The organism is Streptomyces sp. WAC00040, from assembly GCF_056835925.1.
Genome location: NZ_JAKQZE010000001.1, coordinates 1,698,902 through 1,725,467, shown reverse-complemented (window position 1 = coordinate 1,725,467; position 26,566 = coordinate 1,698,902). Strand labels below are relative to the sequence as shown.

The 26,566-nt window shown below is 67.7% G+C and carries 24 protein-coding genes and 2 tRNA genes; 9 read left to right on the top strand and 17 right to left on the bottom strand.

Features of this window, described 5'->3' with window-relative positions; translation table 11 throughout:
• Positions 1 to 34: 34 nt before the first annotated feature.
• From MDN94_RS07945 to MDN94_RS07935, 3 genes are all read right to left on the bottom strand, one after another.
• A complete protein-coding gene (locus MDN94_RS07945; RefSeq protein ID WP_482725187.1) occupies positions 35 to 418 on the bottom strand; it encodes a transposase in 384 nt (127 codons plus the stop codon).
• Between the two features lie 492 nt (positions 419 to 910).
• Positions 911 to 2,323, bottom strand: coding sequence for a M16 family metallopeptidase (locus MDN94_RS07940; protein WP_482725186.1), 1,413 nt, complete (start codon positions 2,321 to 2,323; stop codon positions 911 to 913).
• 3 nt (positions 2,324 to 2,326) lie between these two features.
• Positions 2,327 to 3,640 (bottom strand): M16 family metallopeptidase, encoded by a 1,314-nt coding sequence (locus tag MDN94_RS07935; RefSeq protein WP_482725185.1) that lies wholly within the window; start codon positions 3,638 to 3,640, stop codon positions 2,327 to 2,329.
• 192 nt (positions 3,641 to 3,832) lie between these two features.
• Here MDN94_RS07935 and lxmK point away from each other — a divergent pair, with 192 nt between their 5' ends.
• The 5 genes from lxmK (at position 3,833) to MDN94_RS07910 (ending at position 7,070) form a co-directional block, all read left to right on the top strand.
• Positions 3,833 to 4,966, top strand: a complete 1,134-nt coding sequence (gene lxmK, locus MDN94_RS07930) for a class V lanthionine synthetase subunit LxmK (protein ID WP_482725184.1) — start codon at positions 3,833 to 3,835, stop codon at positions 4,964 to 4,966.
• The gene (locus MDN94_RS07925; protein WP_482725183.1) at positions 4,963 to 5,943 is read left to right on the top strand and encodes a T3SS effector HopA1 family protein; all 981 of its coding nucleotides are present in this window, start codon (positions 4,963 to 4,965) and stop codon (positions 5,941 to 5,943) included. Before lxmK ends, MDN94_RS07925 begins: the two co-directional genes overlap by 4 nt.
• Positions 5,944 to 5,961: 18 nt before the next feature.
• On the top strand, positions 5,962 to 6,297 hold the full coding sequence (locus MDN94_RS07920) for a transposase (protein WP_482725182.1): 336 nt from the start codon (positions 5,962 to 5,964) through the stop codon (positions 6,295 to 6,297).
• 279 nt (positions 6,298 to 6,576) lie between these two features.
• Positions 6,577 to 6,768, top strand: coding sequence for an LxmA leader domain family RiPP (locus tag MDN94_RS07915; protein ID WP_189473172.1), 192 nt, complete (start codon positions 6,577 to 6,579; stop codon positions 6,766 to 6,768).
• A 101-nt stretch (positions 6,769 to 6,869) separates the two neighbouring features.
• Positions 6,870 to 7,070, top strand: coding sequence for an LxmA leader domain family RiPP (locus MDN94_RS07910; protein WP_189473171.1), 201 nt, complete (start codon positions 6,870 to 6,872; stop codon positions 7,068 to 7,070).
• Positions 7,071 to 7,144: 74 nt separating this feature from the next.
• Here MDN94_RS07910 and MDN94_RS07905 read toward each other — a convergent pair whose 3' ends face one another.
• The 3 genes from MDN94_RS07905 to MDN94_RS07895 all read right to left on the bottom strand — a co-directional run bounded on the left by MDN94_RS07905 (position 7,145) and on the right by MDN94_RS07895 (position 8,444).
• Positions 7,145 to 7,498 carry a transcriptional regulator gene (locus MDN94_RS07905; protein ID WP_482725181.1) on the bottom strand — a complete coding sequence of 118 codons (354 nt, stop codon included), beginning with the start codon at positions 7,496 to 7,498 and terminating at the stop codon, positions 7,145 to 7,147.
• A complete protein-coding gene (locus MDN94_RS07900) occupies positions 7,495 to 7,959 on the bottom strand; it encodes a hypothetical protein (protein ID WP_482725180.1) in 465 nt (154 codons plus the stop codon). The genes MDN94_RS07905 and MDN94_RS07900 overlap by 4 nt, the downstream gene beginning before the upstream one ends.
• 164 nt (positions 7,960 to 8,123) lie before the next feature.
• The gene (locus tag MDN94_RS07895) at positions 8,124 to 8,444 is read right to left on the bottom strand and encodes a hypothetical protein (RefSeq protein ID WP_482725179.1); all 321 of its coding nucleotides are present in this window, start codon (positions 8,442 to 8,444) and stop codon (positions 8,124 to 8,126) included.
• A gap of 200 nt (positions 8,445 to 8,644) precedes the next feature.
• Between MDN94_RS07895 and MDN94_RS07890 the strand changes: the two genes are divergently transcribed.
• Positions 8,645 to 10,516: an ABC transporter ATP-binding protein gene (locus tag MDN94_RS07890; RefSeq protein ID WP_482725178.1), complete on the top strand. Its 1,872-nt coding sequence runs from the start codon at positions 8,645 to 8,647 to the stop codon at positions 10,514 to 10,516.
• Positions 10,517 to 10,662: 146 nt separating this feature from the next.
• On the opposite strand, the gene MDN94_RS07885 is transcribed toward MDN94_RS07890, so the two are convergent.
• Positions 10,663 to 10,735, bottom strand: a tRNA-Ala gene (locus MDN94_RS07885).
• Positions 10,736 to 10,924: 189 nt separating this feature from the next.
• Between MDN94_RS07885 and MDN94_RS07880 the strand changes: the two genes are divergently transcribed.
• Together MDN94_RS07880 and MDN94_RS07875 are read left to right on the top strand one after the other, a co-directional pair.
• Complete coding sequence (locus MDN94_RS07880; protein ID WP_482725177.1) at positions 10,925 to 11,473, top strand: helix-turn-helix domain-containing protein; 549 nt, start codon at positions 10,925 to 10,927, stop codon at positions 11,471 to 11,473.
• Between the two features lie 49 nt (positions 11,474 to 11,522).
• Positions 11,523 to 12,863 carry a serine/threonine-protein kinase gene (locus MDN94_RS07875; RefSeq protein WP_482725176.1) on the top strand — a complete coding sequence of 447 codons (1,341 nt, stop codon included), beginning with the start codon at positions 11,523 to 11,525 and terminating at the stop codon, positions 12,861 to 12,863.
• A gap of 148 nt (positions 12,864 to 13,011) precedes the next feature.
• Here the strand turns inward: MDN94_RS07875 and MDN94_RS07870 are convergent, their stop codons facing one another.
• Both MDN94_RS07870 and MDN94_RS07865 read right to left on the bottom strand, forming a co-directional pair.
• The gene (locus MDN94_RS07870; protein WP_482725175.1) at positions 13,012 to 14,418 is read right to left on the bottom strand and encodes a hypothetical protein; all 1,407 of its coding nucleotides are present in this window, start codon (positions 14,416 to 14,418) and stop codon (positions 13,012 to 13,014) included.
• A 444-nt stretch (positions 14,419 to 14,862) separates the two neighbouring features.
• Entirely contained in the window at positions 14,863 to 14,997 is a 135-nt protein-coding gene (locus MDN94_RS07865) for a DLW-39 family protein (protein ID WP_003958712.1), read from the bottom strand.
• Between the two features lie 370 nt (positions 14,998 to 15,367).
• Between MDN94_RS07865 and MDN94_RS07860 the strand changes: the two genes are divergently transcribed.
• A complete protein-coding gene (locus MDN94_RS07860; protein ID WP_482725174.1) occupies positions 15,368 to 15,862 on the top strand; it encodes a DUF1877 family protein in 495 nt (164 codons plus the stop codon).
• Between the two features lie 864 nt (positions 15,863 to 16,726).
• Here the strand turns inward: MDN94_RS07860 and MDN94_RS07855 are convergent.
• The 8 genes from MDN94_RS07855 to dnaN form a co-directional block, all read right to left on the bottom strand.
• Positions 16,727 to 16,803, bottom strand: a tRNA-Ile gene (locus tag MDN94_RS07855).
• An 82-nt stretch (positions 16,804 to 16,885) separates the two neighbouring features.
• On the bottom strand, positions 16,886 to 17,467 hold the full coding sequence (locus MDN94_RS07850) for a DUF3566 domain-containing protein (RefSeq protein WP_441263340.1): 582 nt from the start codon (positions 17,465 to 17,467) through the stop codon (positions 16,886 to 16,888).
• Between the two features lie 87 nt (positions 17,468 to 17,554).
• Positions 17,555 to 20,179, bottom strand: coding sequence for a DNA gyrase subunit A (gene gyrA / locus MDN94_RS07845; protein ID WP_482725173.1), 2,625 nt, complete (start codon positions 20,177 to 20,179; stop codon positions 17,555 to 17,557).
• Between the two features lie 41 nt (positions 20,180 to 20,220).
• Entirely contained in the window at positions 20,221 to 22,290 is a 2,070-nt protein-coding gene (gyrB, locus tag MDN94_RS07840) for a DNA topoisomerase (ATP-hydrolyzing) subunit B (RefSeq protein ID WP_482725172.1), read from the bottom strand.
• Between the two features lie 310 nt (positions 22,291 to 22,600).
• Positions 22,601 to 23,161, bottom strand: coding sequence for a DciA family protein (locus MDN94_RS07835; protein WP_482725171.1), 561 nt, complete (start codon positions 23,159 to 23,161; stop codon positions 22,601 to 22,603).
• Positions 23,158 to 24,285, bottom strand: coding sequence for a DNA replication/repair protein RecF (gene recF / locus MDN94_RS07830; protein WP_482725170.1), 1,128 nt, complete (start codon positions 24,283 to 24,285; stop codon positions 23,158 to 23,160). The genes MDN94_RS07835 and recF overlap by 4 nt, the downstream gene beginning before the upstream one ends.
• Positions 24,286 to 24,342: 57 nt before the next feature.
• Positions 24,343 to 25,221 (bottom strand): phosphogluconate dehydrogenase (NAD(+)-dependent, decarboxylating), encoded by an 879-nt coding sequence (gene gnd, locus MDN94_RS07825; RefSeq protein WP_159689825.1) that lies wholly within the window; start codon positions 25,219 to 25,221, stop codon positions 24,343 to 24,345.
• Positions 25,222 to 25,322: 101 nt separating this feature from the next.
• A complete protein-coding gene (gene dnaN, locus MDN94_RS07820) occupies positions 25,323 to 26,453 on the bottom strand; it encodes a DNA polymerase III subunit beta (RefSeq protein WP_005314958.1) in 1,131 nt (376 codons plus the stop codon).
• Positions 26,454 to 26,566 lie beyond the last annotated feature (113 nt).

The window sequence follows — 26,566 nt, the reverse complement described above, 5'->3', positions numbered from 1 at the left end:
CAGTCCCGCTGGGCCCTCTGCAAGGGAACGTGCTTCATCTTCCAGCGCGTGTAGGTCCGCCGAGGGATTCCCAAGATCTCGCAGAACCTCGAGACATTGATCCTGGCGTCCTGTCTGATTGCCTCGAGGTCTGAAAAGGGACCGTGCGGTACTCGCCCGACTTCCTCCGCACCCTTAGTTGCACATACGCCTCGCCCAGGGCTGTTTTCAGTTCCGTGATTTCGGAAAGGAGATCACGCTCGCGCTGGGCATTGCGTGAATTCCCTCCCTCGAGGCCGGTACGTCCGCCATCGAGGAACTGCCGCTTCCAGTTCCCCACGGACTGTTCAGATACACCGGCTCGACGCGCGGCTTCTGCGATTGTGTGATCGCCCGACAACACCCCGAGGACGATCTTCAGTTTTTCAGCAGCTGGCATTACCGGAGGGCGTGACATCGCCTCTCGTCTCCATTTCATAACCCGCGAGAGCTTGCTGCCGGCAAGCCTCCCCGCGGTGGATCCGACGGGGTGCCCAGGTGGACGGGAGGTCAGTCCGTTCACATACGCACCCCGCGCGACCTGCAGTGACTGTGAGTCCAGGTCCAGACCTGACGGCCTGAAGACCCGCTCAAACGGTCCTGGGGCCGTTCACGAACATGGGCGGGCGCTGGAACGCCCATGACGGATGACGTCCGTATGGAACGGCGGCAGTGTGTGAATATTGAACATCTCGGATGGTGTCACTGTTTCCCCGTTGGAAAGACTTGGTCAGATCTCTCAAGTGAACACATTTGGTCGCGCACGGAATGCCCGCCAACACCAAGATCATATAACTGGCGCATTCCGCGGGGCAACAAAATTGCGCCTTACTTGAGATTTCCCAATACGAACTTTCCGGACGCTTCTGCCCCGATGCGGCGTGCCGAAGGATCAGCCGGCGGCGGACGCGGAGACATCGACTCCGCCCACGGCGTGCAGCCCGTCCGCCAGCTCGACCGCATCGCCGACCACGACCCCACTGAACGCACCAGGATCAAAGAACTCCCTTACGCTGTGGGCCACTTGAACACGAGTGACGCTCCGCAGCAGCTCCGGAAACGTGGTGACCCGATCCGGTTCGTGCCCCAGACTCACAGCCGTCACCACACTGGTGGCGAACCCCGCCTGGGACGACAGCGCGAGCATCGCCATACCGATGGTGTACTCGCGGGCAGCGCCGATCTCCGCCTCCGAAGGCGGATCGTCGACCAGGCGCTCCATCTCTGCACGGATTTCTCCGTAGGCCTGGGCCGTGGCCTCCGTGGCGGTGTCCGCCTCGATACTCACAACCAATTTGTCCAGATGATCCTGGAAGCCGACATCCGCGCGATATGCCAGTCCCTTGCGCTCACGGATATTCTTGACCAGCCGTGAGGAGAAGTAGCCGCCGAATACCAGACTGGCAAGGCTCAGGGCCGGAAAACGGTCGTCGGTCCGCGCCACCACCGGGCGGACGAGCCTGATCTGCGACTGAACCGCGCCGGCCCGGGGCACGAGCGCGACACGCCCACCGCGCACCGGCGGGAGCGCCGGCGGTGCCGTGCCCACCCCGATGCCGCCCCAGTTCCGCGTCGCAGTGGCCACCAGGTCGACAGCTCGCTCCGGATCCAGGTCTCCCACCAGCACCAGGACGGTTCCCCTGGGACGCACCAGGGCCTTGTGCAACTCCCGTACGGACTCGCCTGTGACCGCTTCCACGGGCGCCGGGAAGGGAACCTCCTGAAGTCCGGGGACCTCTCCGTAGCAGTGCGCGAACAGAGCCTCCTGCGCGATCACCTGCGGCTGCGCCCGGATCATGGAAATCTGCCGCACCATCCGGTGCCGTATCTGGCGGATCTCCTCCTCTTCCGGGGACCCGTGCGTGAGCGCGTCGGCCAGGACGTCCACCAACGTGTCCAGCGCGTGCCCGGGCGCGGACCCGGAGATGTGCAGCCACCGGGACGAACGGTCAGCGGCCAGGGTGACGCCGTGACGGGACATCGCGGCCTCCATGCCCTCCCGTGAAGGTCGCCCTTCACGGAACAGGGTGGCGGCCAGGACCTCGGCCGTGGCCGCGTGCTCGAACGTGGCGCCGGCGAAGGGCACCGACATCCGCATCTCGACCATCGGGATGGACGGCCTCCGGGCGGCGATCACCCGCAGCCCATTGGGCAGAACGACGTCTGTCATCGGTGGCAGGGCCTGGCGTCCGCCGACATCGAGGGCCGGCAGCGCCCGGGGCCCGGTGGCGGTGCGGCCGATCTCCTCAGCGCTGCGACGGACAGGCTCTCCCAGGGGAGCGCGGACCAAAGGCGTGTCGATCATGGATCAGCTTCCTGACAGGCTCGGACGAGGTACCGGTGACGGAGCGGGACGAAGACTGAGCACGGCACGTGAGTACGGCCGCAGGGACTTGGCCGCCAGGGCGATGTCTTCCGCTGTCACGGCGGCGAGGCGGCCGGGCAGCTCGTCCACGAGCTCGGCTTTACCGAAGAGCACCTCCTGCGCCCCGAGGGCGCGCGTCCGCGCCAGCAGCATGTCGTGCTTGCGGTGCATGCCCACGCTGCTCAAAGCCGTGGCCCGGACCAGTTCCTCCTCAAGAGGGCCCCGTGCCGCCAAGTCCTCGAGCTCGCTGTCCAGCACATCCAGCAGCCGGTCGGTCGAGGTCTCCTGCGGATGCGTCGCGACGCACAGGAAGGTCTCGGGATCCCGGGCGTCCAGAGCGCCGAACAGGCCGCAGCCGGTGCTCACATCGGTGACCAGCGGGGAGGCACCGTGGATCAACCGCCGCTTGAGCCTGGACGACTCGCCCGAACCGGTGAGAACGACGCAGAGCACCATGTGCGCCAGATAGGCGTCAAGGTCGGCGAGGGGGTCCGGCATGCGATAGCCGACCGCGGTGGCCGGCATCGGCGCGTGGGGGTCGAAGTGCTCTTTCCTGAGCTCCTGATCCGGCGCCGCCTCGCTCAGGTCCACGGCCGGGGGAAGCTGTCGCGACGGAACATCCTGGAAGTGCCGGAAAGCCAGATCGACCGCTCGACCGGGGTCGATGTCGCCCGCGATCGTCAATACCGCGTTTCCCGGCGCGTAGTGGGCATCGAAGAACGCGGCGCACTCGTCCACCGTTGCCCGCCCGAGGTCGGTGAAATCACCGTATCCGTTGTGCGCATTGGGATAGGTCTGGAACAACAAACCCGGCAGAACGGTCCACGGGAAGCCGCCATAGGGCTTGTTCAGCACATTGAGCCGGATCTCCTCCTTGACCACGTTCACCTGTGTCCGCAGGTTTTCCGCCGTCAGCTTCGGCGCGCGCATCCGATCGGCTTCCAGGAACAGAACTCGCTCCAGCGCAGCTGACGGAACCACTTGATAGAAGTCCGTGTAGTCCTGATGTGTCGATCCGTTGGCGGTTCCACCGGCTGCCTGCACATGGCCGAAATGTTCCATCCGGTCCACGCTCTCGCTGCCCTGGAACATCAAATGCTCGAATAGGTGAGCGAATCCGGTCCGCTGCTGGGGTTCGGATCGAAAGCCGACGTCGTAGTGAACACTGACGCCGACGGCCGGAACACCTGATATCGGATAGAGAACTACCCGAAGACCATTGGGCAGCGTGAAGCGCTGCAGGATCGGAGTGGGCATACCCGTACCTTATGGGACCCGGACGCCCGCAAGAAGACCACACAAAACCCGTTACTTTGGACCCACAGAGCCGCGCCGTACCGGTACTGACACCCATCGCCCCCGAAACGGCAGTCCCTCCCCAACACAACAACGGGGAATAGTGAGCCATCCGTTGTCGGGCTGCCGGGGCAATCCATACGCTCCGTGATCGTGATTACAGATCAAGTATCGAAGCCGCCGTTGACCCAGGCCCGCTTCGACCCGGTCCAGTTGGAAAAGGCGCCCGAAGTCGAGCAGTTCCTCGGCCGGCTGGGTCTGGGCAGTTTCGACGCGGACACCGTCGTGGCCCACATCGGTCGCAACGACAACTGGGCCGGTACGACGAGTACCGGCGCCAAGGTCTTCGTCAAGCGCGTCGGCGGCGAACCCAACGACGTACTGCGGCGGTTCCACCGCATCATGGCCTTCGAGAAGATCGCGTCACGCTTCAACGGAACAGACCTCCAGGGCCCCGAACTGCTCGGATCCGACGAGGAACACCGCCTGGTCGCCTTCACCCGGATCGAGGATGCGCGTTCGGGGTCGGAACTGTCCGCCGATGACGCGTTCGACGACGACCTGTGCTGCCGGGCCGGCCGCATCCTGGGAATCCTGCACACGCTGCCGCTCGAGCCCGGAACGCTGGACTGCACGCCCCACCAGACACCGTCGATGGACGACTTCGACGCCCTGTCGCTGCCGGTCTTCATCCACTCGGCCTTCGCCGAAGTCGAGTCCTGGGCTCTCCTCCAGCCGGACCGGGAGTTGATCGCCTCCCTGCACGAGCTGCGTCGCCGCGAAGCGGACGCGCCCCTGGTGCCCGCACACTGCGACATCCGGCTCGACCAGTACCTTGTCGCGGGTGACGACCTCTACCTGACCGACTGGGAGGAATTCCGCTTCGGCGACGCCGCCCGCGACGTCGGCGGATTCGTCGGCGAATGGCTGTACCGGGCCATCCAGGGCATCCCCAAGTCCATCAGCGAGGATCCCGGACACAGCTTCGGCCGCGACGCGTCACACGAGGACATCCTCGCCCACGGGGCCCGCGAGATCGACCGTCTTCGCCCGCGGATCAAAGCGTTCTGGGACGGCTACCGCGAGGCGCGGCCCACAGCCGAGGACGGCTTCACCACCCGGGTCGCGGCTTTCGCCGGATGGCACATGATCGACCGCATGCTCGCCGGCGCCAAGTTCGGAACCCGGCTGACAGCCGGTGACCGCGCGGCTGCGGGCATCGGACGCACCGTACTGCTGGCACCGCACAACTTCACCTCCGTACTCGGTCTGGAAGGCACCTCATGACGACCGCCGTTGGGCTCATTGCTCCCGAGATCTCGGAGGCACTGGAAGAGATCGAGGTCGCCGAAGGGGGCCTGACCGCCGTCGTCGGGCACGAAGAACTGGACGCCAAGACCCCCGGCGACCTCGCCAAGAAACTCGGCGGCCTCTTCTACCAGAATCTGCACGCCGGGATGAAGGACCAGGGCGACAGCACCCGGCAACGGAGCCTTCGCGACGACGACTTCGACCAGCGGCTGTTCGCCGCGATGCCCCATCGGACCACGCGGGTCCAGGCGACCGTGCTCAGCGACGTCCCTGAGGCGGACAGCGTGATCGTCCGGCTCGACGGCCTGCGGGTACGCATACCCCGCGACCGCCTCGGTGACCGTCTGCCGGGCCCGGATTCCGATCTCGTCACCCTCCGGATCCCGGCGCCGCGCCCCGCCCTTTCGACCGGCTTCTTCCTGACCGACGCCTCCCGGGGACGTGTCACGGGATCCCAGATGCTGCGCCTCTACATCCACCTGACCGACGCGGAGTCGGCCCCGAACGTCTGGGGGACGGTGCTGTCACAGATGGAGGAGTTGGAGCTCCGCTACCGGGCCAAGGTCACCTCGTCCCTGAAGCACTTCCCACGCCGCGACGCCCTGGTGGTCTATCTCGGGCCGGATGCCTGGCATGCGGCGGGCGACATCGCCGCGTCCGTCCAAGGCCTGTCCGGTCTTGGCACCACCACCTCCCCCTTCGTCCGACGGTTGGCCGACGGTGTCGGTACCGCCTGGGAGCCGGACGACCCACGACCGGGCAAGGGGGCGCTGAGCTTCGGCGAGCACCGTTGCCAGGTACTCGCCGAGGCCCTGGTCGGACACGCGGTGCGGGCCGACGGCGTCTCGCGCGAGGCCGTCGTCGCCGAGGCGTTCCTCAACGCCGGGACGGACCCGCTGATGCCGGCCAGGAATCTGGACTCTCCGGTGCTGCCGGGAATCGGCCTGGCATGACCATCGGTCCGTGAACGGATGGAAGAGAGCACGTACGACCCGTCCCGGGCGATCTCGGTCGACGACAGGATGAACATCGTCCTGGGCGTCATCTCGGGCCGGGAATCGGTTGCCGAGGCAGCCGGACGGCACATGAACATCTCGGAGCGGTCCGTCGAGGACTGGCGTGAAGCGTTCATGGAAGGCGGCCTGCGCGGACTTCAGGGAGCCGGCGCACACCGTCCGCCCCCGCGTGAGATCCGGCTCGTGGCTGAGGTGACAGAGCTCAAGTCGGCCCTGGGAGAGGTCTGCCTCGAACTGCATGTGTGGCAGGCGATACGAAAATACTGGCGCCGGGTCCCTGATACGGGATGATCGACCTCCGAGCACCACTGGCAAGCAGCCCTCACCTTTCTCGGTGAGGGCTGCTCTGCTTTCTCACCCGATTGTATTTGCCTATACCGGGTTCCCAGCTTTGGCGTATCCGATCAGTGAGCCAATTCCTGTGGCCTGAGGGAAGAGATTGCAGGTCGCGAGGGGGGTCGCCCCCAATCGCCGATAACTTTTGCGTAGCGCTCAGGGCGATACCTGCGATCGAATAGAGACAGAGCAGGAAAGACCACCGCTCTGAAGATCACTCGACGAAGGATCAGCATGAACACCGCAGAGCAGCTTCTCGCCGGCTACACCGCCTACACCAACGCCGAGGACTTCGGCGCGAGCGCGGACAACCAGTCCCCGGCCGCGACGCCCACCATCACCACCGTTTCTTCCCCCGAGTGCATCTACTTCTCTCTCGGCGCCTCTGCGGGCAGCATCGCCAGCACCAAGGCCTGGGGCTGCTGATCAGCAACCGCTGATCGATCGGTGGACGTCCGCCTGAAAAGGCGGAAACAGGGGGCGGGAAATATTCGCCCTTACACATAGCATTCAGCAAAGGATTCTCAATGAACACCGCAGAGCAGCTCCTCACCGGCTACACCGCCTACACCAACGCCGAGGAGTTCGGCGCCGGCGTCTCGGCCGATGCCCCGGCCATCACCCCGACGGTCCTCAGCTTCATCGGTGGCTCCAGCGGCGGCTGCGGCGCGGCTGTCAGCGCCATCAGCGGTGCCGGCGTCTCCGCCACGGCGAACTGGGGCTGCTGAACCAGTTGCGTCCGTAGGTCGCAAACCACCGCTGGGCGCCTGCACCCCGGGCACCCAGCGGTGTTTTCCGTTCCCTAGCTCTTCTCCTGCTGTCCTTCGCCCGGGGCCGGTCCGTCGGCCCCTGCCCTGCGGGATGCTTCCGCGAGGGTCTCGAGCGCGGCGAGATGCGCGGAGAGCGCCTCCCTGCCGTTCAAGGTGAGTGCCACCCATGTCCGCGGCCGCTTACCGATGTAACCCTTCCGCACCGTCACGTACCCGGCTTTTTCCAGCGCCGCGACCGTCTTGCTCATCACCGAGTCCGTGACCCCGCAGTAATCCCGTACCGCCCCGAACTCGGCCTCCGCGCAGCCGGAGAGAAACGCGGCCACGATGAGCCGAGTGGGATGGTGGATCTCCTTGTCCAGGCCGGGAAGGTCCGCTCGGTTCACGACGACTCCAGAGCGCGTGCGCGCCGGCGGCCGGCCCCCACCCAGGACGCCGCGCCGGCGGCCACACCGAATCCGATGAACCAGCCGGCCGTGCCGTAGGGAATCGCCGCCAGGAGGCCGACGGCGAACGGAACGGCGGGCGAGCCCCAGGAGCGCCATGAGGCCCCCCGCTGCCGGTCGAACCAAGGAGCGACACCGGAGCTTCGCATCGTGATCCAGGTCACCGCGAGGAAGCCGGCCAGGCAGAGCGTGGCGGCCGCGAGGAACCAGTCCTGCCACTGCGACCACATACGGGCCGCACCGAAACCGCTGAATCCTGCGGCGAGCAGCAGACCGTGCGTGGCGGGGTACCAGCCAGGCACCGGTCGGGGACGCCGAGCCGCGGTCTCGGCGGCACGCGCACTCCGCAGTGCAGCTGCGGCGGACTCGGCGCTCGGCTGCATCGCTCCTGAGGTGTTCATTGATTCTCCGGCTTCCCGTGACGGTGAGGGGCTTGCTGATTCCAGACTGGCATGGACTTTCCAAACTGGCAAGTACTTTCCATGGGCGGTCCGGGACGCATGAGAGCCCCTCGGGGACGAGTTCCGTCCCCGAGGGGCTCTCTGAGGCGACTACCAGCAGGCACTCACATGCCCTGAGCCAGCTTCGCTTCCCGTGCCAACTCGGTCGCCGCCGTCAGGCTCAGGCCCGGGAGCTCCTGCCGCAGGGCCCGTATGGCGGACACCTCGTGATCGACGGGGTCGATGCCTTCACGCTCAAGAATCTTCCGGGCCCAGCGCAGCCGCGGTTCACCGCTCCGCCCCGCCAGGTCGTCCAGGATCCGCGCGGCACGCCGCAGTCCGGGGACCTCGTCACTCGGAGCGTCGGACAGCGCCTGGCGCACCGCATCACGGGCGTCACCGAGGTCGCTGAGCGCAATCAGGTGCACTTCCCTTTTGTTGAACATACCCGGTCCTTCTCTCTCGCCGGCCTGCTGGAACAGCCATCCTGAAAAACGCCGGACGGATGACGTCCCCGTCACGCTACAGGCAGCTTCCGGAGCCGATCACTCCAGCCGGAACAATCCGCCGCCGACGCCAACTTTGAGACACCCGGGCCTGAGCCAATTGTTGTACGTCGGGCCGCCTTTCCACAGATCGGCGCCGGATGCCCAAGAATTGTCGTTACTTTTTCGCGCGCGCGTGTGATGGACTCGCGAAGAAATCCGTGAATCCCAGAAATTCGCACACAAGGTGGAGTACACGAATGCCAGTCGCCCGTAACGAATCCGCCCCGGGCTTGCGGTTGCGGGCTGTCCTCGCCGGCGGAGACCGCTTGCAACTTGGGATCGCGGCCCTGTTGGCACTGATTTCGACCGCCGCGACGTTGGCCGTGCCACTGATGGTCAGAGACCTGGTGGAAGCCCTTTCAGACAGCGGTGGACTGTTGTGGCCGGTTGTTCTGATGACCGCGCTCGCGGTCGTCGGCGCGCTCTCCGCGACCATGTCCGGCTATCTGCTCGCCCGCACAGGCGAAAAGATGATCCTTGGACTGCGTTCACGGGTCATGGAACACACCGTGCGGCTTCCGCTCCGCGAAGTCCGCACACAGGGACCGGGCAACCTCGTCGCGCGGGTCACCTCCGACGCGATGATGCTGCGATCCGTGATCGATGTCGGAGCGATACAGCTTCCGCTGTCGACCATCACAGTCGTGGCCACCTTGGTCGTCATGAGTCTGCTCGACTGGGTGCTGGTGCTGATCACCATAGGGTCCTTCGCGCTGGCCGGGGCTGTCATCGGCCTGGTGATCATCCGCGTGCGACGCAGCATCGTCGCCCAGCAAACAGCCCTTGGCGAACTGGCTCAACGCTTCACCGCCACACTCGCCGCGCTGCCGACCATCAAGGCCTACCGCGCCGAGGACCGCGCGACCCGCTCCCTGACCCAGGACGCGTCCGACCTGACGGAATCGACGCTGTTCAGCGCCCGGCTGCAATCACTCATCGGCCCCGTGATGGGACTCGGGCAGCAGATCGCCCTGGTCAGCATCATCCTCGGTGGCGGCGCCCGGATGGCCTCCGGCGACCTGTCCATGCCGGACTTCACGGCGTTCCTTCTCTACCTGCTCCAACTCGTCGCTCCGGTTGCGGTCGTGGCTTCCAGCATCAGCCAGCTGCAGGCGGGACTCGCCGCACGCACACGCTTCGACGAACTGCTGTCACTTCCCCAGGAGGCCGAGGACACGGCCACCCCCTGCCCGCTCCCGGTCAAGGGCGCACCCGGCGTCGAATTCCGCGACGTCGCCTTCGCCTACGACGACGAACCCGTCCTGGGAAACCTGACCTTCTCCGCACCCCGGCGCGGGCTCACCGCGCTCGTCGGACACTCAGGCGCGGGCAAGTCCACGGTTCTGGCGCTGATCGAACGATTCGTGCACCCCGACGCGGGCACGATCCGGGTCCTCGGACACGACGTGCACGACTGGCCGCTGTACGACCTCAGGCGGCGCGTGGCCTATGTCGACCAGAGTTTCACCCTGCTCGAGGGGACCGTGCGCGAAAACCTTCTGCTGGGAAGCGACGCCGATCCCGGCAACGACGTACTCCTCGAAGTGCTCCACTCGGTGGCGCTGCGCGACGAGGTGCTGCGACTCCCCGATGGGCTCGACACCGTCCTTGGCCGCGCCACCGACCTTTCGGGCGGGCAACGCCAGCGCCTTGCCCTGGCCCGCGTGCTGCTCACAGACGCTGACGTGGTCCTGCTGGACGAACCCACGTCACAGCTCGACAGCATCAATGAGCAGCGCCTGCGCGACCTGGTCACGCGGCTCGCCCTGGACCGCTCAGTGGTCGTCGTGGCGCACCGTCTGTCCACAGTCCAGCATGCCGATCATGTACTGGTCATGGAGTCCGGCCACGCCCTGGATGCCGGTACACACCAGGAGCTGCTTCTCCGCTGCCCGGAGTACCAGGCGCTTGTCCGCAATCAGCAGTGGTCGGCGGACGAGAGCGATGTCCCGCAGGACGTGCCCGTCTAGACGGTCTCCCCAAGGGAGACCAGGAGCGCGCAAACCCCTTGGGGACCGACGGCTCCCCGTACCGCGTGGACATGGACACGCCCACCGATGCCATCGAAATTGCCCCCTGCCCCGCGTCTCCGCGGGGCAGGGGGCAATTCTCGGTGTGGAGCCTAGGGGAGTCGAACCCCTGACATCTGCCATGCAAAGACAGCGCTCTACCAACTGAGCTAAGGCCCCGGAACGACGGAAGGACCGTGGACAACCGTGCCCCGGCAACCGCCGTGCACAAGAGTACCGGGTCATCCCCGTGATCCTGCAAAAATATCGGGGTTCCTGCCGGGACTCCCCGTCGCCGACCACGCTCCGTAAGATGCAGCACAAGGTTCGCAGCAGCGAAGCCGCTTGGGGAAGCGATGGGGAGACGCAATGGACGCAGCGCAGCAGGAAACAACCGCAAGAGCCAGGGAACTGCAGCGCAGCTGGTACGGGGAGCCCCTCGGGGCTCTCTTTCGTCGCCTGATCGATGACCTGGGGCTCAACCAGGCGCGACTCGCCGGCGTCCTCGGGCTCTCGGCTCCGATGCTGTCGCAGCTGATGAGCGGCCAGCGGGCGAAGATCGGAAACCCCGCAGTCGTCCAACGCGTCCAGGCGCTCCAGGAGTTGGCGGGTCAGGTGGCCGACGGCAGTGTGAGTGCCGTGGAGGCGACCGCGCGGATGGACGAGATCAGGAAGTCGCAAGGCGGCTCGGTCCTCACGAGCACCAACCCGTCGACCAGCGGCTCGGGGGCGCCGACGGTCCGTCGTGTGGTGCGCGAGATCCAGTCACTGCTGCGCTCCGTGGCAGCTGCGGGGGACATCATCGATGCGGCGGACTCCCTCGCCCCGACCCACCCGGAGCTGGCAGAGTTCCTCCGGGTGTACGGCGCCGGGCGCACCGCCGACGCGGTCTCGCACTTCGAATCGCACCAGAGCTGAACGAGGCGGACAGTCGCCTTCATGAGGGACGGGGAGCGGGCGCAGCACAATGGGTGAGGTCTTCGCTGGTCGGTACGAACTGATCGATCCGATCGGGCGCGGTGGTGTCGGCGCCGTCTGGCGCGCCTGGGACCACCGTCGTCGTCGCTATGTGGCGGCGAAGGTTCTCCAGCAGAGCGATGCGCACACGCTGCTCCGCTTCGTGCGGGAGCAGGCGATGCGCATCGACCATCCCCATGTGCTCGCCCCCGCCAGTTGGGCCGCGGACGACGACAAGGTGCTGTTCACCATGGACCTGGTGAGCGGCGGTTCGCTTGCCCATGTCATCGGTGACTACGGTGCGCTGCCGCCGCGGTTCGTCTGCACCCTGCTCGACCAGTTGCTGTCCGGTCTTGCCGCGGTCCACGCGGAGGGTGTCGTGCACCGCGACATCAAGCCGGCCAACATCCTGATGGAGGCGACAGGAAAGGGACGGCCTCATCTGCGGGTCTCCGACTTCGGGATCTCGATGCGCAAGGGCGAGCCCCGGCTGACCGAGACCAACTATGTGGTGGGCACGCCGGGTTACTTCGCACCGGAGCAGATGCTCGGCGCGGAGCCGGACTTCACGGCCGACCTGTTCGCGGTGGGCCTGGTCGGCCTCTATCTGTTGCAGGGCCGCAAACCGGACTCCCAGGCCTTGGTGGAGCACTACGCCGCCCACGGCACTCCGAGCGCTCCCCAGGGAATTCCCGAGCCGCTCTGGCAGGTGCTGGCAGGGTTGCTCCAGCCGGATCCGCAGGCGCGGTTCCGTACCGCTACGGGAGCGCGCAAGGCCCTCACGGCAGCCGCGGACCTGCTTCCCGAGCCCCCGCCGGGCGAGGAGCCCGTCGAGATCTTCGACCAACTCGGGCCACTGCCCGCGGGTTTCGGCTCGAACGGGCCCCAGACACTGCAGCAGGCCGCCGACCGGAGCACGGCTGTGCAGCCGACTCCTCCCCCTTCGGAGACGGGCAGTTTCCATCTCGCGCCGCCACCACAGCAGCAGCCCTCCCCGCTGCCGCACACCGGTGGGCCGCACCCGCCGCCTGCCTTTCCCGCCGGGACCCAGCCCACACCCGGTCCCATGCCCGTCCCGCCGCCGGTCCCGCGTCCGGCCGGTGCCACGTCGGACACCCCCGCGCATGTCCAGACTGCCGATGCTGTCACCGCGCATGCCGCCTCCCCCCATCAGCCGCCGCCGACGCCGTACGGCGGGCCCTCTAGCCGTACTTACACCGCTCACGGCCCGCAGGTTCCACCCGCACGCACTGGAAAGCGGCCGGGACCGCCCCCGAAGGTCGCGGTCCCGGTGCTGCTGGTCGCTGTGCTGTGCTTCGCGGTGGGGATCTGGGCACTGACCCAGGTCTGAGTCCCGCCGGTGGAACGTACCCGACGCCCGCCGGGCAGGAGCCGTACTCCCCGGCCGGCGGTCGTCGGGAAGGGACCGGCCGTGGCCGCAGTCGCCCTGCGGCGGTAGGGCCGTGCCGCCCCGCCGACGCCGGCAGGGGCCCAGTGCCCTACTGCCCCGGCGGGGGCCCGTACTGCCCGTACCCGTAGCCCTGGGCGGGGCCGTTCCCCACCCCCTGAGCGGCTTGCGGGCCGCCCTGGCCCGGAACGGAGAAGGGGGTGGGCGCCGCTTCCTCGGGCATCCGGCGCCGTGCCAGCAGCGTCCAGGCGCCGAGCCCGAGCACCAGCACGGTCCCCGCTCCGATCCCCGCGATCGCGACGATCACCATCGTGTCGCTCTTGGCCGCTTCCTGCGCGCTCGCACCGCTCTCCGCGGCCGCACGGTCCTCTTCCGTGACCCGGAAGTCCCCGGCCGGCCCGTCGTACGCGGGTGCCTCAGCGGCGTCCCCCTTGACGTTCACGCGCAGGGTCAGCGGGACGGCGTTGCCGTCGTACGCCTCCTCGATCTCCGGGTTCAGCGTGACAGCGAGGTAGTACCAGCCGGCGAACCGCATAGCGCTGGTGGCGGTGTCCGAGGCGTAGCGGTTCTCGTAGGCCACGGGAGGCAGCGGATCCAGCGAGATCGACTTCTGCTTGCCGTCGTAGTACATGCTCGACTCGTCGTCGACGAAGCCCCTCGCCGGGTTGTGCAGGGCGAGCACCAGGGCGTTGCTGACGCTCTTCGTCGCGTCGCCGCTCGGGCTGTTGGCCAGGTCGGCGCCGACGAAGATCTGCTGGCCCCAGTCGACAGGCACCCGGTAGAAGAGCGTCTCCCCGGGCTTGATGCTGTCCTGCCATTCACCTTGCTCGAGGCTCGTGGAGTCATGGAAGCTCGTGCCCCCGTGACGCTTCTGCGGCCCGCCGGCCGGCGCCGCGGGCGAGGCGGAGGGCCAGACCTCGGGAGGCGCGGTGGGGCCGGCGGACTTCAGCGCCGGTTCGGAGGCGAAGCGGAGTTCCACGTCCCACGGTTCTGACGAGGACGCGTCGTCCGAGTCCCGCTCCAGCAGCACGTAGTACGCGCCTGCCTGCTGACAACTGCTGTTGTCCTTCTCGATCCGGCGGCTCGCGTAGTCGGCCACCGGCCGGGCGAAGGCCGCCGACCCGAACCGTGCCTCGCCGTCGCTGCACTCGGTGCCCGAGCCGTCCTCGATGGACACCTTGAGCTGGTCCGCATAGGTGACCTTGGTGCCCGGCCCGGGAACCGCGACCGCCGACACATAGGCATTGGACCGGGCGTCCAGGTTGAGGCGGTAGTAGCGCCTCTCACCCGGCTTGATCGAGTCCTTGTACGCCGAACCGGCCGTAAGCTCCGGGCCGTTGATGTTGAGGGGGGTGCCCTTCACCGGCTTGGCCTCAACGTCGAAGACGTAGGGGCTCGGCCGGCCCGCCGCCCCTGCCTGTCCCGGCAACGCCGCCACCGCACACAACGCCGCCGCCCCGGCCAGCGCCACCCGGGCCCTGCCGCGCTGCCTCTTCACGCGCTTCTCCTTGTGGTCGATGAGTCCGCCGAGAGCCGCACCTGCCCGTGGCCGCCGTGCTCTTCGCCGCACCAGGAACGACGCCCCGGCCGGGGCCTGGACGCACCGCGCCCGGCACCACGCGACCGTGGCCCGGACCATCCTGCCCCGGACTCCGCTCCGCTGTCTTCGCGCACGGGCGAATCATCCCCCGTTGTCCGCCACCGGGTCGGGCCGGCGCCCCCGTCCAGCCTCTGATCCACGGCGCTGGGGGCGTGTCCACGCGGTCGGCAAAGATCAGATTCGCTATCGCAAGCAACTGATTCGCGGAAGCGAAAGCCCCAGGACCCGGTCACGATCGATGACGTTCAGTGATCCACCCCGGGGGCAACGGCCCTCGGGGCGGACAGCACAGAGCCCCGGCCGCTACGGCGACCGGGGCTCATGTCCAAGAAACGCTGCGTCTCACACACCCGAACCTGCGGGCACGGAGTCAGTCGCCTCCGTCCACAGATCCTGCTCGGCGCGATCCGCCTGGATCTGGCGGTACACGAGGAGCCCGCCGATGGCGGCCAGTGCGACCAGGAGAAGCTTCTTCACCGCGCGACCTCGTCTTTCCTTGACGTATGAGGACTTCTGGCGCCCGACTATACACACCGACCGATACCGATCGGTGACCTACGCCCGCTGGCACCCTCGGCACATCAACGCACGCCGTACACAAAGCGACAGGCACGGCGGAGAATCTCCGGCCGGGCCTGTCGTCACTGTGGGGCTGACAGGATTTGGACCTGTGGCCTCATCCTCATCAGGTCGATCACAGGGGGTCGGCAACGTTGGCCGACCGGCCGGTCTCCTTGGCTGACTGTCCGCTGCCAAACGGCATTGGTCGGCGCTGTCAGCACCTGTTGGCCGTTGCGGTCATCTGACCGACTCGGTGTTGTCGGTTGCCTCGGCCAGAATGCGCGGCATGAGCATCGAGATGCAGTTGCGCGCCATGCCGGAGTCCGAGATCCGAGAGGACTGGGCCTGGCTGGAGGAGTTCATGAGGGACGCCGGGGACTTCGACCGCTTCCAGGCCGAACGCCGGGACGGCATCGCCGAAGTCGTGGAGTACCACTTCCCCGCCCTGCATGAGGTCTACAGGGCGGCGTGCACCCCACAGGGCTCTCATGACCGGGAGCTCGCGGTCTTCGGGGGCAGCCCCGTGTACCACGCCACTCACAACCAGCCGCCGTTTCTGATACTCCGCCCCGTCCAGGTGCGCGAGGTGGCCGCCTTCCTGGCGGCGGTCTCCTTCGACGATCTTTGGGAGGCGGCCCGGCCGCAGGTGTTGCCTCCCTTCTCCGCCTTCGACGAGGCCGAGGTCAAGGGCTGGTTCCTCACCCACCACACCGACCTGCGGGCCTTCTACGACCGGACCGTCCCCACGGGGCACGCTGTCGTCAAGGCCTTCTGGTACTGAGCCGCACTCTTCCCCGCGGATCGCGGCTACCGCGGCCCACCACTTACCAAGCTCCCATCCCGCACGCCACCAGCCGGCCGGCACTCGCGAACGGCGCCCCCACCCTCCTGAAGCCTGAGCGCCCCCGGAGGCATGTCCTTGAGCTGCTGGTGACTTCCTCACTCCTGCCCGCGGCACGCAGCGCGCCGCCGGGCGCGGGGTCGAGTGATCGCGGCCCCTGCCACCAACTCGGCCGGGAGATACGACGTCGCGACCAGCACCGACCTGCCTTCCAGTACGAAGCGTCGACTGCGGACACAGACCCGGCGCCGTCCTCAAGGTCGAGCACTCGTGCCACCAGATCGGGGGCCTCCTGGTCGGACACCTCCACCTGGTGGTCCACGACCGGGTCCCGCCCGACCAGGGCCGCCGACCGGATCGAGCGGCCCTCTCCCAGTTCTCGCGCAAGTCGCTGGATCCCGCGTCGGCGCAGCGACTGGAAGTCTCGGACGAAAGTCCTTGCCCTGCGCTGGCAGGACATCGACTTCGACCGCCAGCAGTTCACCCCGGTGATCGAGCCGCGCGACTTCTCCCGCACCTTCGACGCGTTGATCAAGGAGCCGGTCTGCGCCGGATCACGGTCCGGCCGGCCCGGCACACCTGCGGAACGCTGCTCGCCTTCCTCAAGGTGCGTCCCAAGGTGGCTCAGGCGATCCTGCGGCACAGCCGGATCAGCATGACCATGGACGGCCACCCACGTTGTGGACGACGATGGGCGGGAGGCGGCCGCCATGCTCGCCGACCTTCTGAAAGATCCGCTCCTCGGCTGATGCCGGCCGTAGATGTCAAAGAACCCCAGTCGGATTCGACTGGGGTTCTTTGCACTGGTGGGGCTAACAGGATTTGAACCTGTGGCCTCATCCTTATCAGGGATGCGCTCTAACCAACTGAGCTATAGCCCCTCCGCGCTGCGCGCTGACCTCTGAAGATTAGCGCACACGCGGTGCAGCGCCAAAATCGGAATCCGAGGACCCCTGCGCGGCGCTACTCGTCCTCGGCGAGCGTGAGCTCGACACCGCCCACAAAACCGGCGGAGAGGTTGTAGATGAAGGCTCCGAGCGTCGCCAGCGCTGTGGCGAGCACCACATCGATCACCGCGATCACCGAGGTGAAGATGAGCACCCGAGGCAGCGACAGGAACGACTGGAGGTCGAAGCCGTTGCTCTCGTTCGAGCCGGTCGCCTCGCTGATCGTCCCGCCGACGGTCGAGAAGACGCCCATCGCGTCCATGACCATCCACAGCACCGCGGCCGCGACCACGGTGCACACGCCGAGCGCGATGGAGAGCAGGAAGCTGACCTTCATCACCGACCACGGGTCGGCCTTCGCCACCCGCAGGCGTGCCTTGCGCGTACGCGGCGTCGTACGGGCCCCTGTGCGCGGTCTGCGCACCGCGGCACCCGAAGCCGCACCCGCACCCTGGGCCGGCCGCTGCTGGCCGCCCTGGGTCCCGCCGGGCGAGGGATACGCCTGCGGCGGGTGGTACGGCTGGCCCGCCTGCTGCGGGGCAGGCTGCTCGCCGGAAAACATCTGGTACGGGGGCTGCTGCCCTCGGTTGTCCGTCACTGTGGCCCCCTGGGAGTCCGCGGCAGGGCCACGGGCACCGTTCGCTCCGGATGCTGCCGGTCCGGCGCCCGTGGCTCCACTCACGCTTTACTCCTCGTGCTCCCCGGCCGAGGACTGTGTGCCCTCGGCTGCCGCCTCGGCCGTCGCCTCGACGGCGGCCTCGTCGGTCCCTTCGGCCTCGACGGCCGCCTCGACCTCTTCGGCCTCACGACCGGCCTCGGCGTTGCGAGCGATGCCGACGACGGCATCGCGCTTGCCCAGGTTGATCAGTTGGACGCCCATGGTGTCACGGCCCGTCTCCCTGACTTCATTGACTCGCGTTCGAATCACACCGCCACCGAGCGTGATGGCGAGGATCTCGTCGGACTCCTCGACCACCAGCGCGCCCACGAGAGATCCGCGGTCCTCCACGATCTTGGCGGCCTTGATACCGAGGCCGCCGCGCCCCTGGACGCGGTACTCGTCGACGGCGGTCCGCTTCGCGTACCCGCCATCCGTGGCTGTGAACACGAACGTACCGGGCCGGACGACATTCATCGAGAGCAGTTCGTCGCCCTCGCGGAAACTCATTCCCTTGACGCCGGAGGTCGCGCGGCCCATCGGGCGCAGCGCCTCGTCGGTCGCGGTGAACCGGATCGACTGCGCCTTCTTACTGATGAGCAGCAGATCGTCCTCCGCCGACACCAGCTCCGCGCCGATCAGTTCGTCGTCCTCACCGCTCTCCGTCTCCCGGAGGTTGATCGCGATGACACCACCGGAACGGGGTGAGTCGTAGTCCTTCAGAGACGTCTTCTTCACCAGACCGGCCTTGGTGGCGAGCACCAGGTACGGAGCGGCGTCGTAGTCTCGGATCGCCAGGATCTCGGCGATCTGCTCGTCCGGCTGGAAGGCCAGCAGGTTGGCGACGTGCTGGCCGCGCGCGTCACGGCCGGCGTCCGGCAGCTCGTACGCCTTGGCCCGGTACACCCGGCCCTTGTTGGTGAAGAACAGCAGCCAGTGGTGCGTCGTGGAGACGAAGAAGTGGTCGACGATGTCGTCTTCCTTGAGCTTCGTCCCGCGCACGCCCTTGCCACCGCGCTTCTGGGAGCGGTAGTCGTCGGTCTTGGTGCGCTTCACATAGCCGCCACGCGTGATCGTGACGACGATGTCCTCCTCGGCGATCAGGTCCTCGATGGACATGTCACCGTCGAAGGGCACCAGCTTGGAGCGCCGGTCGTCGCCGAACTTCTCCACGAGCGCGGCGAGTTCGTCGCTGACGATGCCGCGCTGCCTCTCCGGCGAGGCGAGGATCGCGTTGTACTCGTTGATCTTCGCCTGCAGTTCGTCGTGCTCCTGCACGATCTTCTGGCGCTCCAGGGCGGCCAGTCGGCGCAGCTGCATCTCGAGGATGGCGTTGGCCTGGATCTCGTCGATCTCGAGCAGGCCCATCAGGCCCTCTCGCGCGACGTCGACCGTGTCGCTGCGCCGGATCAGCGCGATGACCTCGTCGATCGCGTCCAGTGCCTTGAGCAGACCGCGCAGGATGTGGGCGCGCTCCTCCGCCTTGCGCAGCCGGAACTTGGTGCGCCGGACGATGACCTCGATCTGGTGCGTCACCCAGTGGCGGATGAACGCGTCCAGCGACAGGGTGCGCGGCACGCCGTCGACGAGCGCCAGCATGTTGGCGCCGAAGTTCGTCTGCAGGTCGGTGTGCTTGTACAGGTTGTTCAGGACGACCTTGGCGACGGCGTCGCGCTTCAGCACGATGACCAGGCGCTGGCCGGTGCGCGAGGACGTCTCGTCACGGACGTCGGCGATGCCGCCGATCTTGCCGTCCTTGACCAGGTCGGCAATCTTCTGAGCGAGGTTGTCCGGGTTGGTCTGGTACGGCAGTTCCGTGACCACCAGGCACTGGCGGTTCTGGATCTCCTCGACCTCGACGACCGCGCGCATCGTGATGGAGCCACGACCGGTGCGGTACGCCTCCTCGATGCCCTTGCGGCCCACGACCAGGGCACCGGTCGGGAAGTCCGGCCCCTTGATCCGCTCGATCAGCGCCTCGAGCAGCTCCTCATGAGTGGCCTCGGGGTGCTCCAGCGCCCACTGCGCGCCCGACGCGACCTCGCGGAGGTTGTGCGGCGGGATGTTGGTGGCCATACCGACGGCGATACCGGCACTGCCGTTGATCAGCAGGTTCGGGAACCGCGCCGGCAGGACCGTCGGCTCCTGGTTACGGCCGTCGTAGTTGTCCTGGAAGTCGACGGTCTCCTCGTCGATGTCCCGGAGCATCTCCATGGACAGCGGCATCATCTTGCACTCGGTGTACCGCATGGCGGCAGCCGGGTCGTTTCCGGGAGAGCCGAAGTTTCCGTTGGAGTCCACCAGCGGCAAACGCATCGACCACGGCTGGGCCAGGCGGACCAGGGCGTCGTAGATCGAGGAGTCGCCGTGCGGGTGGTAGGTGCCCATGACGTCGCCGACGACGCGGGCGCACTTGTAGAAGCCCTTCTCGGGCCGGTAGCCACCGTCGTACATCGCGTACAGCACACGGCGGTGGACGGGCTTGAGCCCGTCCCGCACGTCCGGCAGCGCACGCGAGACGATGACGGACATCGCGTAGTCGAGATACGAGCGCTGCATCTCGGTCTCGAGCCCCACGGGCTCCACGCGCATGCCCACGCCCGGGATAATGGGCTCCTCTTCGGGCGTCACTGTCGTGTTCTCGTCGGCCATTGCTGGTCTTCAGTCCTTTCGTGCGGTCAGCTGAGACCGACTCAGATGTCGAGGAAGCGGACGTCCTTGGCGTTGCGCTGGATGAACGAGCGCCGCGCCTCCACGTCCTCACCCATGAGCACCGAGAACAGGTCGTCGGCCTGGGCCGCGTCGTCCAGCGTGACCTGGCCGAGCACTCGGTGGTCCTGGTCCATGGTGGTGATGCGCAGTTCCTCGGCGTTCATCTCGCCGAGACCCTTGAAGCGCTGGATGGAGTCTTCCTTGATCCGCTTGCCGCTCCGCTTGCCCAGCTCGACCAGGGCGTCGCGCTCGCGGTCGGAGTAGGCGTACTCGAAGTCGTCCCGGCCCCACTTGATCTTGTACAGCGGCGGGCGCGAGAGGAAGACGTGGCCCGCTTCGACGAGCGGCCGCATGAAGCGGAACAGGAACGTCAGGAGCAGGGTGTTGATGTGCTGGCCGTCGACGTCGGCGTCCGCCATCAGAATGATCTTGTGATAGCGGAGCTTCTCGATGTCGAAGTCCTCGTGGACACCGGTGCCGAAGGCCGAGATCAGCGCCTGCACCTCGGTGTTCTGGAGGATCTTGTCGATCCGCGCCTTCTCGACGTTCAGGATCTTGCCTCGGATGGGCAGGATGGCCTGGTACATCGGGTTACGGCCGGACTTGGCCGAGCCGCCGGCGGAGTCACCCTCGACGATGAAGATCTCGCACTTCGTCGGGTCGTTGGACTGGCAGTCGCTCAGCTTGCCCGGCAGCGACGCCGACTCCAGCAGACCCTTGCGGCGCGTCAGGTCACGCGCCTTACGGGCCGCGACGCGGGCCGTCTGCGCCTGGATGCCCTTGCGGATGATGTCCGCGGCCTCGTTCGGATTGCGGTCGAACCAGTCGGTCAGGGTCTCGTGGACGACCTTCTGCACGAAGGTCTTTGCCTCCGTGTTGCCCAGCTTGGTCTTCGTCTGACCCTCGAACTGCGGCTCGCCCAGCTTGACCGAGATGATCGCGGTCAGACCCTCGCGGATGTCCTCGCCGGAGAGGTTGTCGTCCTTCTCGCGCAGCAGCTTCTTCTCGCGTGCGTACCGGTTGACCAGGCCCGTGAGTGCGGAGCGGAAGCCCTCTTCATGGGTGCCGCCCTCGTGCGTGTGGATCGTGTTCGCGAAGGAGTAGACCCCCTCCGTGTACTGCGAGTTCCACTGCATCGCGATCTCGACGGAGAGCAGCCGCTCCCTGTCCTCGGCCTCGATGTCGATGACCGTGGGGTGGATGAGCTCGCCCTTGCGGGAGTTCAGGTACTTCACGAAGTCGACGATGCCGCCCTCGTAGTGGTACTTGACCGTGCGGGCCGGCTGCTCGAGGTCCTCCGGCTCCTGACCCGTCTCCGCGCCCGCGGTGGCCTTGGCCGACTCACGCTCGTCGGTCAGCGTCAGGGTCAGGCCCTTGTTGAGGAAGGCCATCTCCTGGAAACGGCGCGAGAGCGTCTCGAAGGAGTACTCCGTCGTCTCGAAGATGTCGCCGTCGGCCCAGAACGTGACCGAGGTGCCGGTCTCGGTGGTGGCCTCGTGCCGCTCCAGCGGCGCGGTGGGGACGCCCGACTTGTACTCCTGCGTCCAGCGGTAGCCGTCCGTCCAGATCTCGACGGCGAGCTTGTAGGACAGCGCGTTCACCACGGAGACACCGACACCGTGCAGACCGCCGGAGACGGCGTAGCCGCCGCCGCCGAACTTGCCGCCCGCGTGCAGCACTGTGAGCACGACCTCGACGGCCGGCTTCTTCTCGACGGGGTGGATGCCCACCGGGATGCCACGGCCGTTGTCGATGACGCGTACGCCGCCGTCGGCGAGGATCGTGACGTCGATGGTGTCGGCGTGGCCGGCCATCGCCTCGTCGACGGAGTTGTCGACGACCTCTTGGACGAGGTGGTGGAGTCCACGCTCACCGGTCGAGCCGATGTACATGCCGGGGCGCTTGCGGACCGCGTCCAGACCCTCGAGGACGGTGATCGCGCTGGCGTCGTACGAGGCTGTGACCTCGCCGTTCCCACCGGCAGGGGTGGACGGAGTGTTCTCGTTGGGGTTGCCGGAATCGGCCACGAAGCGCCCTTTCTGGCACAGCACGAGCCGTTCACCGGCAAGGCGGGAGCGGCTGCGTCGTTCGGCATCTAATCGACGTGTCCCGCGACAGAAGCGGGACTGTCGACCAGTCTACCGGTATCGCTGACACTAATGGCGGTTTGCCGGTAGCTGAGTCCGCCTGTGGCGCCCTGAACCATCACGGTCCGACTCCCCATATCCGGGAAGGGGCTCCAAGAGGCTCACGCGGGCTTTGAGCGCTTCGGGCTGTCAACCTCTCGCTACCGTGAGGGACACCTCATCCGTGCCACCCGGTTCCTTGTACCGCAAGGGCCTCCGCGGTGACGGCCTGACATCAGCCGTAGGTGTCCCCGGGGCCCGTGCTGCCCGGGGCCCGCAAGGGTCCGAACCGGCGCGCGGGGCCTCCCGGACCGAGCACCTTGATCGCGCGGACGGTCCCGTGCCCGAGGTCCTCGTTGAGCCGGGCCACCAGGCGCGGAGCCAGCAGCCGCAGCTGGGTGGCCCACGCCGTCGAGTCGCACTGAACGGTCAGCAGGCGCTCGTCCGGCGCCTCGTCGTACCGCAGCGGGACACAGTGATTGGCCAGATCGTCGCCCACGATCTGCGGCCAGCGGCCCATCACCCCGCCCACGGCGGCCGGCGTCTCCCAGCCCCGCTCGGTGATCAGCCGGTTGATCGCCGCACCCAGCGGCAGCGGATCACGCCCGTCGGCCCGGGCGCCGGACCGCAGCCCACCGCCCCGTCTGGCCTGCTTCTTCTGCTGCGCCGCCGCGCCACGGGCCTTGGCCTGCTCCTTCGCGGCCCGCAACGCCACGCGTGCCAGATCCACACCGGAGGACTCTCCGGCGCCCGAAGCCCCTGCCTCTGCCGGCCTTTCCCCGCTCTCGCCGGTCATACGCGCTGCACCGTCCCGCCCGAGACCTCGTAGCGGGCACCCGCCAGCACTGCGGGTACGTCGTCGTCCACGGCCGCGGTCACCAGCACCTGCTCGCCGGGGACCACCAGCTCGGCCAGCCGCTCCCTGCGCCGGGCGTCGAGCTCAGCGAAGACGTCGTCGAGGACCAGCACGGGTTCGTTGCCCTCGGCCCGCAGCAGGTCGTACGAAGCCAGCCGCAGCGCCAGCGCGTACGACCAGGACTCTCCGTGGCTCGCGTACCCCTTGGCGGGCATTTGCCCCAATTTCAGGACCAGTTCGTCACGGTGAGGACCGACCAGGGTCACGCCCCGCTCGATCTCCTGCTTGCGCACCTCGGCCAGTGCCGCCGTCAGCTGCTCGTACAGCGCTTCGCGGCCGTGCGCCTCGTCCATGGGGCCGGCCGAGGACCGGTACTCGAGCGCGACGGGACCGCCTCCTGGCGCGAGCGCCTCGTACGCCTTGTCCGCAAGCGGCTGCAGGGCGGCGATCAGGTCGAGCCGCTGAGCGCTCACCTCGGCGCCCGCGCGAGCCAGGTGCTGGTCCCAGACGTCGAGGGTGGACAGGTCCATGCCACGGCCGCCGTGTCGCCGCGCCATGGCCGCCGACTTCAGCAGGGTGTTGCGCTGCTTCAGCACACGCTCGTAGTCGGAGCGCACAGCCGCCATCCGCGGAGAGCGTGCCGTGACCAGCTCGTCGAGGAACCGCCGGCGCTCGCCGGGATCGCCCTTCACCAGCGACAGGTCCTCCGGGGCGAAGAGCACCGTCCGTACTATCCCCAGCACGTCACGAGGCCTGACCTGCGACGACCTGTTGATCCGGGCCCGGTTCGCCCGGCCGGGATTGAGTTCGAGCTCGACGAGCTGCGAGCGCTCCCCCTGGGTCACGGCGGCCCGGATGACGGCCCGCTCGGCCCCCATCCGTACCAGCGGCGCATCCGAGGAGACGCGGTGGCTGGCCAGCGTGGCGAGATAGCCGACGGCCTCGACGAGATTCGTCTTGCCCTGCCCGTTCGCCCCCACGAAAGCGGTGACGCCCGGATCGAGAGGGACCTCGACCCGGGCGTACGAGCGGAAGTCGGCCAGCGACAGATGCGTGACGTGCATGGTGTGCGCCGACCTTCCCCCGGCATGGCTGTGCACCACTGGTGCACAGCCTGTGGACTACTTCTTGCTCTCCACCGCGTGGCCGCCGAACTGGTTGCGCAGCGCGGCGATCATCTTCATCTGCGGCGAGTCGTCCTGACGGGACGCGAAACGGGCGAACAGCGACGCGGTGATCGCAGGCAGCGGAACGGCGTTGTCGATGGCGGCTTCCACCGTCCACCGGCCCTCGCCGGAATCCTGTGCATAACCGCGCAGTTGCTCGAGGTGCTCGTCCTCGTCCAACGCGTTGACCGCGAGGTCGAGCAGCCAGGAACGGATGACCGTGCCCTCCTGCCAGGAACGGAAGACCTCGCGCACATCGGTGACCGAGTCGACCTTCTCCAGGAGCTCCCAGCCCTCGGCGTAGGCCTGCATCATCGCGTACTCGATGCCGTTGTGGACCATCTTGGCGAAGTGGCCCGCGCCGACCCTGCCCGCGTGGACCGAACCGAACTCGCCCTCCGGCTTGAGGGCGTCGAAGATCGGCTGCACCTTCGCGACGTTCTCGGCGTCTCCGCCGTACATCAGCGCATAGCCGTTCTCCAGGCCCCACACACCGCCGGACACACCGCAGTCGACGAAGCCGATGCCCTTCAGGCCCAGCTCGACGGCGTGCTTCTCGTCGTCGGTCCAGCGGGAGTTGCCGCCGTCGACGACCACATCACCCGGGGAGAGCAGCTCGGCCAGCTCGTCGATCGTGGACTGCGTGGCGGCGCCTGCCGGGACCATGACCCAGACGACCCGCGGGCCCTTGAGCTTGCCCACAAGCTCCTCGAGGCTGTGGACATCAGCGACGTCAGGGTTGCGGTCGTACCCGATGACGGTGTGGCCGGCGCGGCGAATGCGCTCGCGCATGTTGCCGCCCATCTTGCCGAGACCGACGAGACCGAGCTCCATCAGATGATTCCTCAATCGTTGTGTGCAGTACCTACCCGTGTCCGAGCCTACGCCCGGACACGGGTGCACACCTGTGGGGTCAAGCGCTCAAAAGCCGCTGATCAGCCGCTCAGCCGCACGGGCATGATCAGGTACTTGTAGGCCTCGTCCGCCTCGGCGTCCACGGCCGGCCGGCCGCTCAGCAGCGCCGGCTTGGTGGAGGTGGTGAACGAGAGCTGGGCGACGGGCGAGTCGATCGCGCTCAGGCCGTCCAGCAGGAAGGTCGGGTTGAAGGCGATCGAGATGTCGTCGCCCTCGAGCTGCGCGTCGACCCGCTCCACAGCCTGTGCGTCGTCGCTGGAGCCCGCCTCCAGGATCAGCACGCCCTGCTCGAAGCTGAGCCGCACCGGGGTGTTGCGCTCGGCCACCAGGGCCACGCGCTTGACGGCCTCGACGAACGGCGCGGTCTCGATGACGGCCACCGAGTTGAACTCGGTCGGGAAGAGCGTCCGGTACTTCGGCAGGTCGCCCTCGAGCAGGCGCGTCGTGGTCCGGCGCCCCGCTCCCTCGAAACCGATCAGACCCTCACCGGCGCCGGAGCCCGACAGCGCCAGGGTGACGGTGTCACCGCTGGTGAGCGCCTTGGCGGTGTCCAGCAGTGTCTTGGCGGGCACCAGGGCGACCGCGGAGGCGTCCGGGTTCTCGGGCTTCCAGAGGAACTCGCGGACGGCGAAGCGGTAGCGGTCGGTCGACGCCAGCGTGACGGTGTCGCCCTCGATCTCGATGCGCACACCGGTCAGGACGGGCAGGGTGTCGTCGCGACCGGCGGCGATGGCGACCTGGGCAGCGGCCGAGGCGAAGACCTCACCGGGCACGGTGCCGGTCGCGGTCGGCATCTGCGGCAGTGCCGGGTACTCCTCCACAGGCAGGGTGTGGAGTGTGAATCGGGACGAGCCGCAGACCACGGTTGCTCGTACACCGTCTGTGGAAATCTCCACCGGACGGTTGGGGAGGGCGCGGCAGATGTCGGCGAGAAGACGGCCGGAGACCAGGACGGTGCCGTCCTCGTCCACCTCGGCCTCGACCGACACACGGGCCGAGACCTCGTAGTCGAAGCTCGAGAAGCTGACGGCCCCGTCCTCCGCCTTCAGGAGAAGGCCCGCAAGAACGGGCGCCGGCGGCCGGGCCGGGAGGCTACGGGCCACCCACGCCACCGCCTCCGCGAGTACATCGCGCTCCACCCGGATCTTCACCGGAACCGCCTCCTGCTGTTGCTGGCTCGCCCTGCTGGCCTTCTCGTCGGCTTGATGCCGGGGACCAGTCTGACGCACGACGCCGACAGTCGGTGCGGGTCGGGGTCAAGTCG

What these genes read in the sequence shown, in the direction of transcription:
- MDN94_RS07895 (WP_482725179.1), bottom strand. Translation starts at nt 8,444, where the DNA reads ATGTTCAACAAAAGGGAAGTGCACCTGATTGCGCTCAGCGACCTCGGT.
- gyrA (WP_482725173.1), bottom strand. Translation starts at nt 20,179, where the DNA reads ATGGCCGACGAGAACACGACAGTGACGCCCGAAGAGGAGCCCATTATC.
- MDN94_RS07875 (WP_482725176.1), top strand. Translation starts at nt 11,523, where the DNA reads ATGGGTGAGGTCTTCGCTGGTCGGTACGAACTGATCGATCCGATCGGG.
- MDN94_RS07910 (WP_189473171.1), top strand. Translation starts at nt 6,870, where the DNA reads ATGAACACCGCAGAGCAGCTCCTCACCGGCTACACCGCCTACACCAAC.
- MDN94_RS07925 (WP_482725183.1), top strand. Translation starts at nt 4,963, where the DNA reads ATGACGACCGCCGTTGGGCTCATTGCTCCCGAGATCTCGGAGGCACTG.
- MDN94_RS07940 (WP_482725186.1), bottom strand. Translation starts at nt 2,323, where the DNA reads ATGATCGACACGCCTTTGGTCCGCGCTCCCCTGGGAGAGCCTGTCCGT.
- MDN94_RS07935 (WP_482725185.1), bottom strand. Translation starts at nt 3,640, where the DNA reads ATGCCCACTCCGATCCTGCAGCGCTTCACGCTGCCCAATGGTCTTCGG.
- MDN94_RS07860 (WP_482725174.1), top strand. Translation starts at nt 15,368, where the DNA reads ATGAGCATCGAGATGCAGTTGCGCGCCATGCCGGAGTCCGAGATCCGA.
- MDN94_RS07890 (WP_482725178.1), top strand. Translation starts at nt 8,645, where the DNA reads ATGCCCAAGAATTGTCGTTACTTTTTCGCGCGCGCGTGTGATGGACTC.
- MDN94_RS07880 (WP_482725177.1), top strand. Translation starts at nt 10,925, where the DNA reads ATGGACGCAGCGCAGCAGGAAACAACCGCAAGAGCCAGGGAACTGCAG.
- MDN94_RS07900 (WP_482725180.1), bottom strand. Translation starts at nt 7,959, where the DNA reads ATGAACACCTCAGGAGCGATGCAGCCGAGCGCCGAGTCCGCCGCAGCT.
- MDN94_RS07915 (WP_189473172.1), top strand. Translation starts at nt 6,577, where the DNA reads ATGAACACCGCAGAGCAGCTTCTCGCCGGCTACACCGCCTACACCAAC.
- MDN94_RS07945 (WP_482725187.1), bottom strand. Translation starts at nt 418, where the DNA reads ATGCCAGCTGCTGAAAAACTGAAGATCGTCCTCGGGGTGTTGTCGGGC.
- gnd (WP_159689825.1), bottom strand. Translation starts at nt 25,221, where the DNA reads ATGGAGCTCGGTCTCGTCGGTCTCGGCAAGATGGGCGGCAACATGCGC.
- recF (WP_482725170.1), bottom strand. Translation starts at nt 24,285, where the DNA reads ATGCACGTCACGCATCTGTCGCTGGCCGACTTCCGCTCGTACGCCCGG.
- MDN94_RS07920 (WP_482725182.1), top strand. Translation starts at nt 5,962, where the DNA reads ATGGAAGAGAGCACGTACGACCCGTCCCGGGCGATCTCGGTCGACGAC.
- MDN94_RS07835 (WP_482725171.1), bottom strand. Translation starts at nt 23,161, where the DNA reads ATGACCGGCGAGAGCGGGGAAAGGCCGGCAGAGGCAGGGGCTTCGGGC.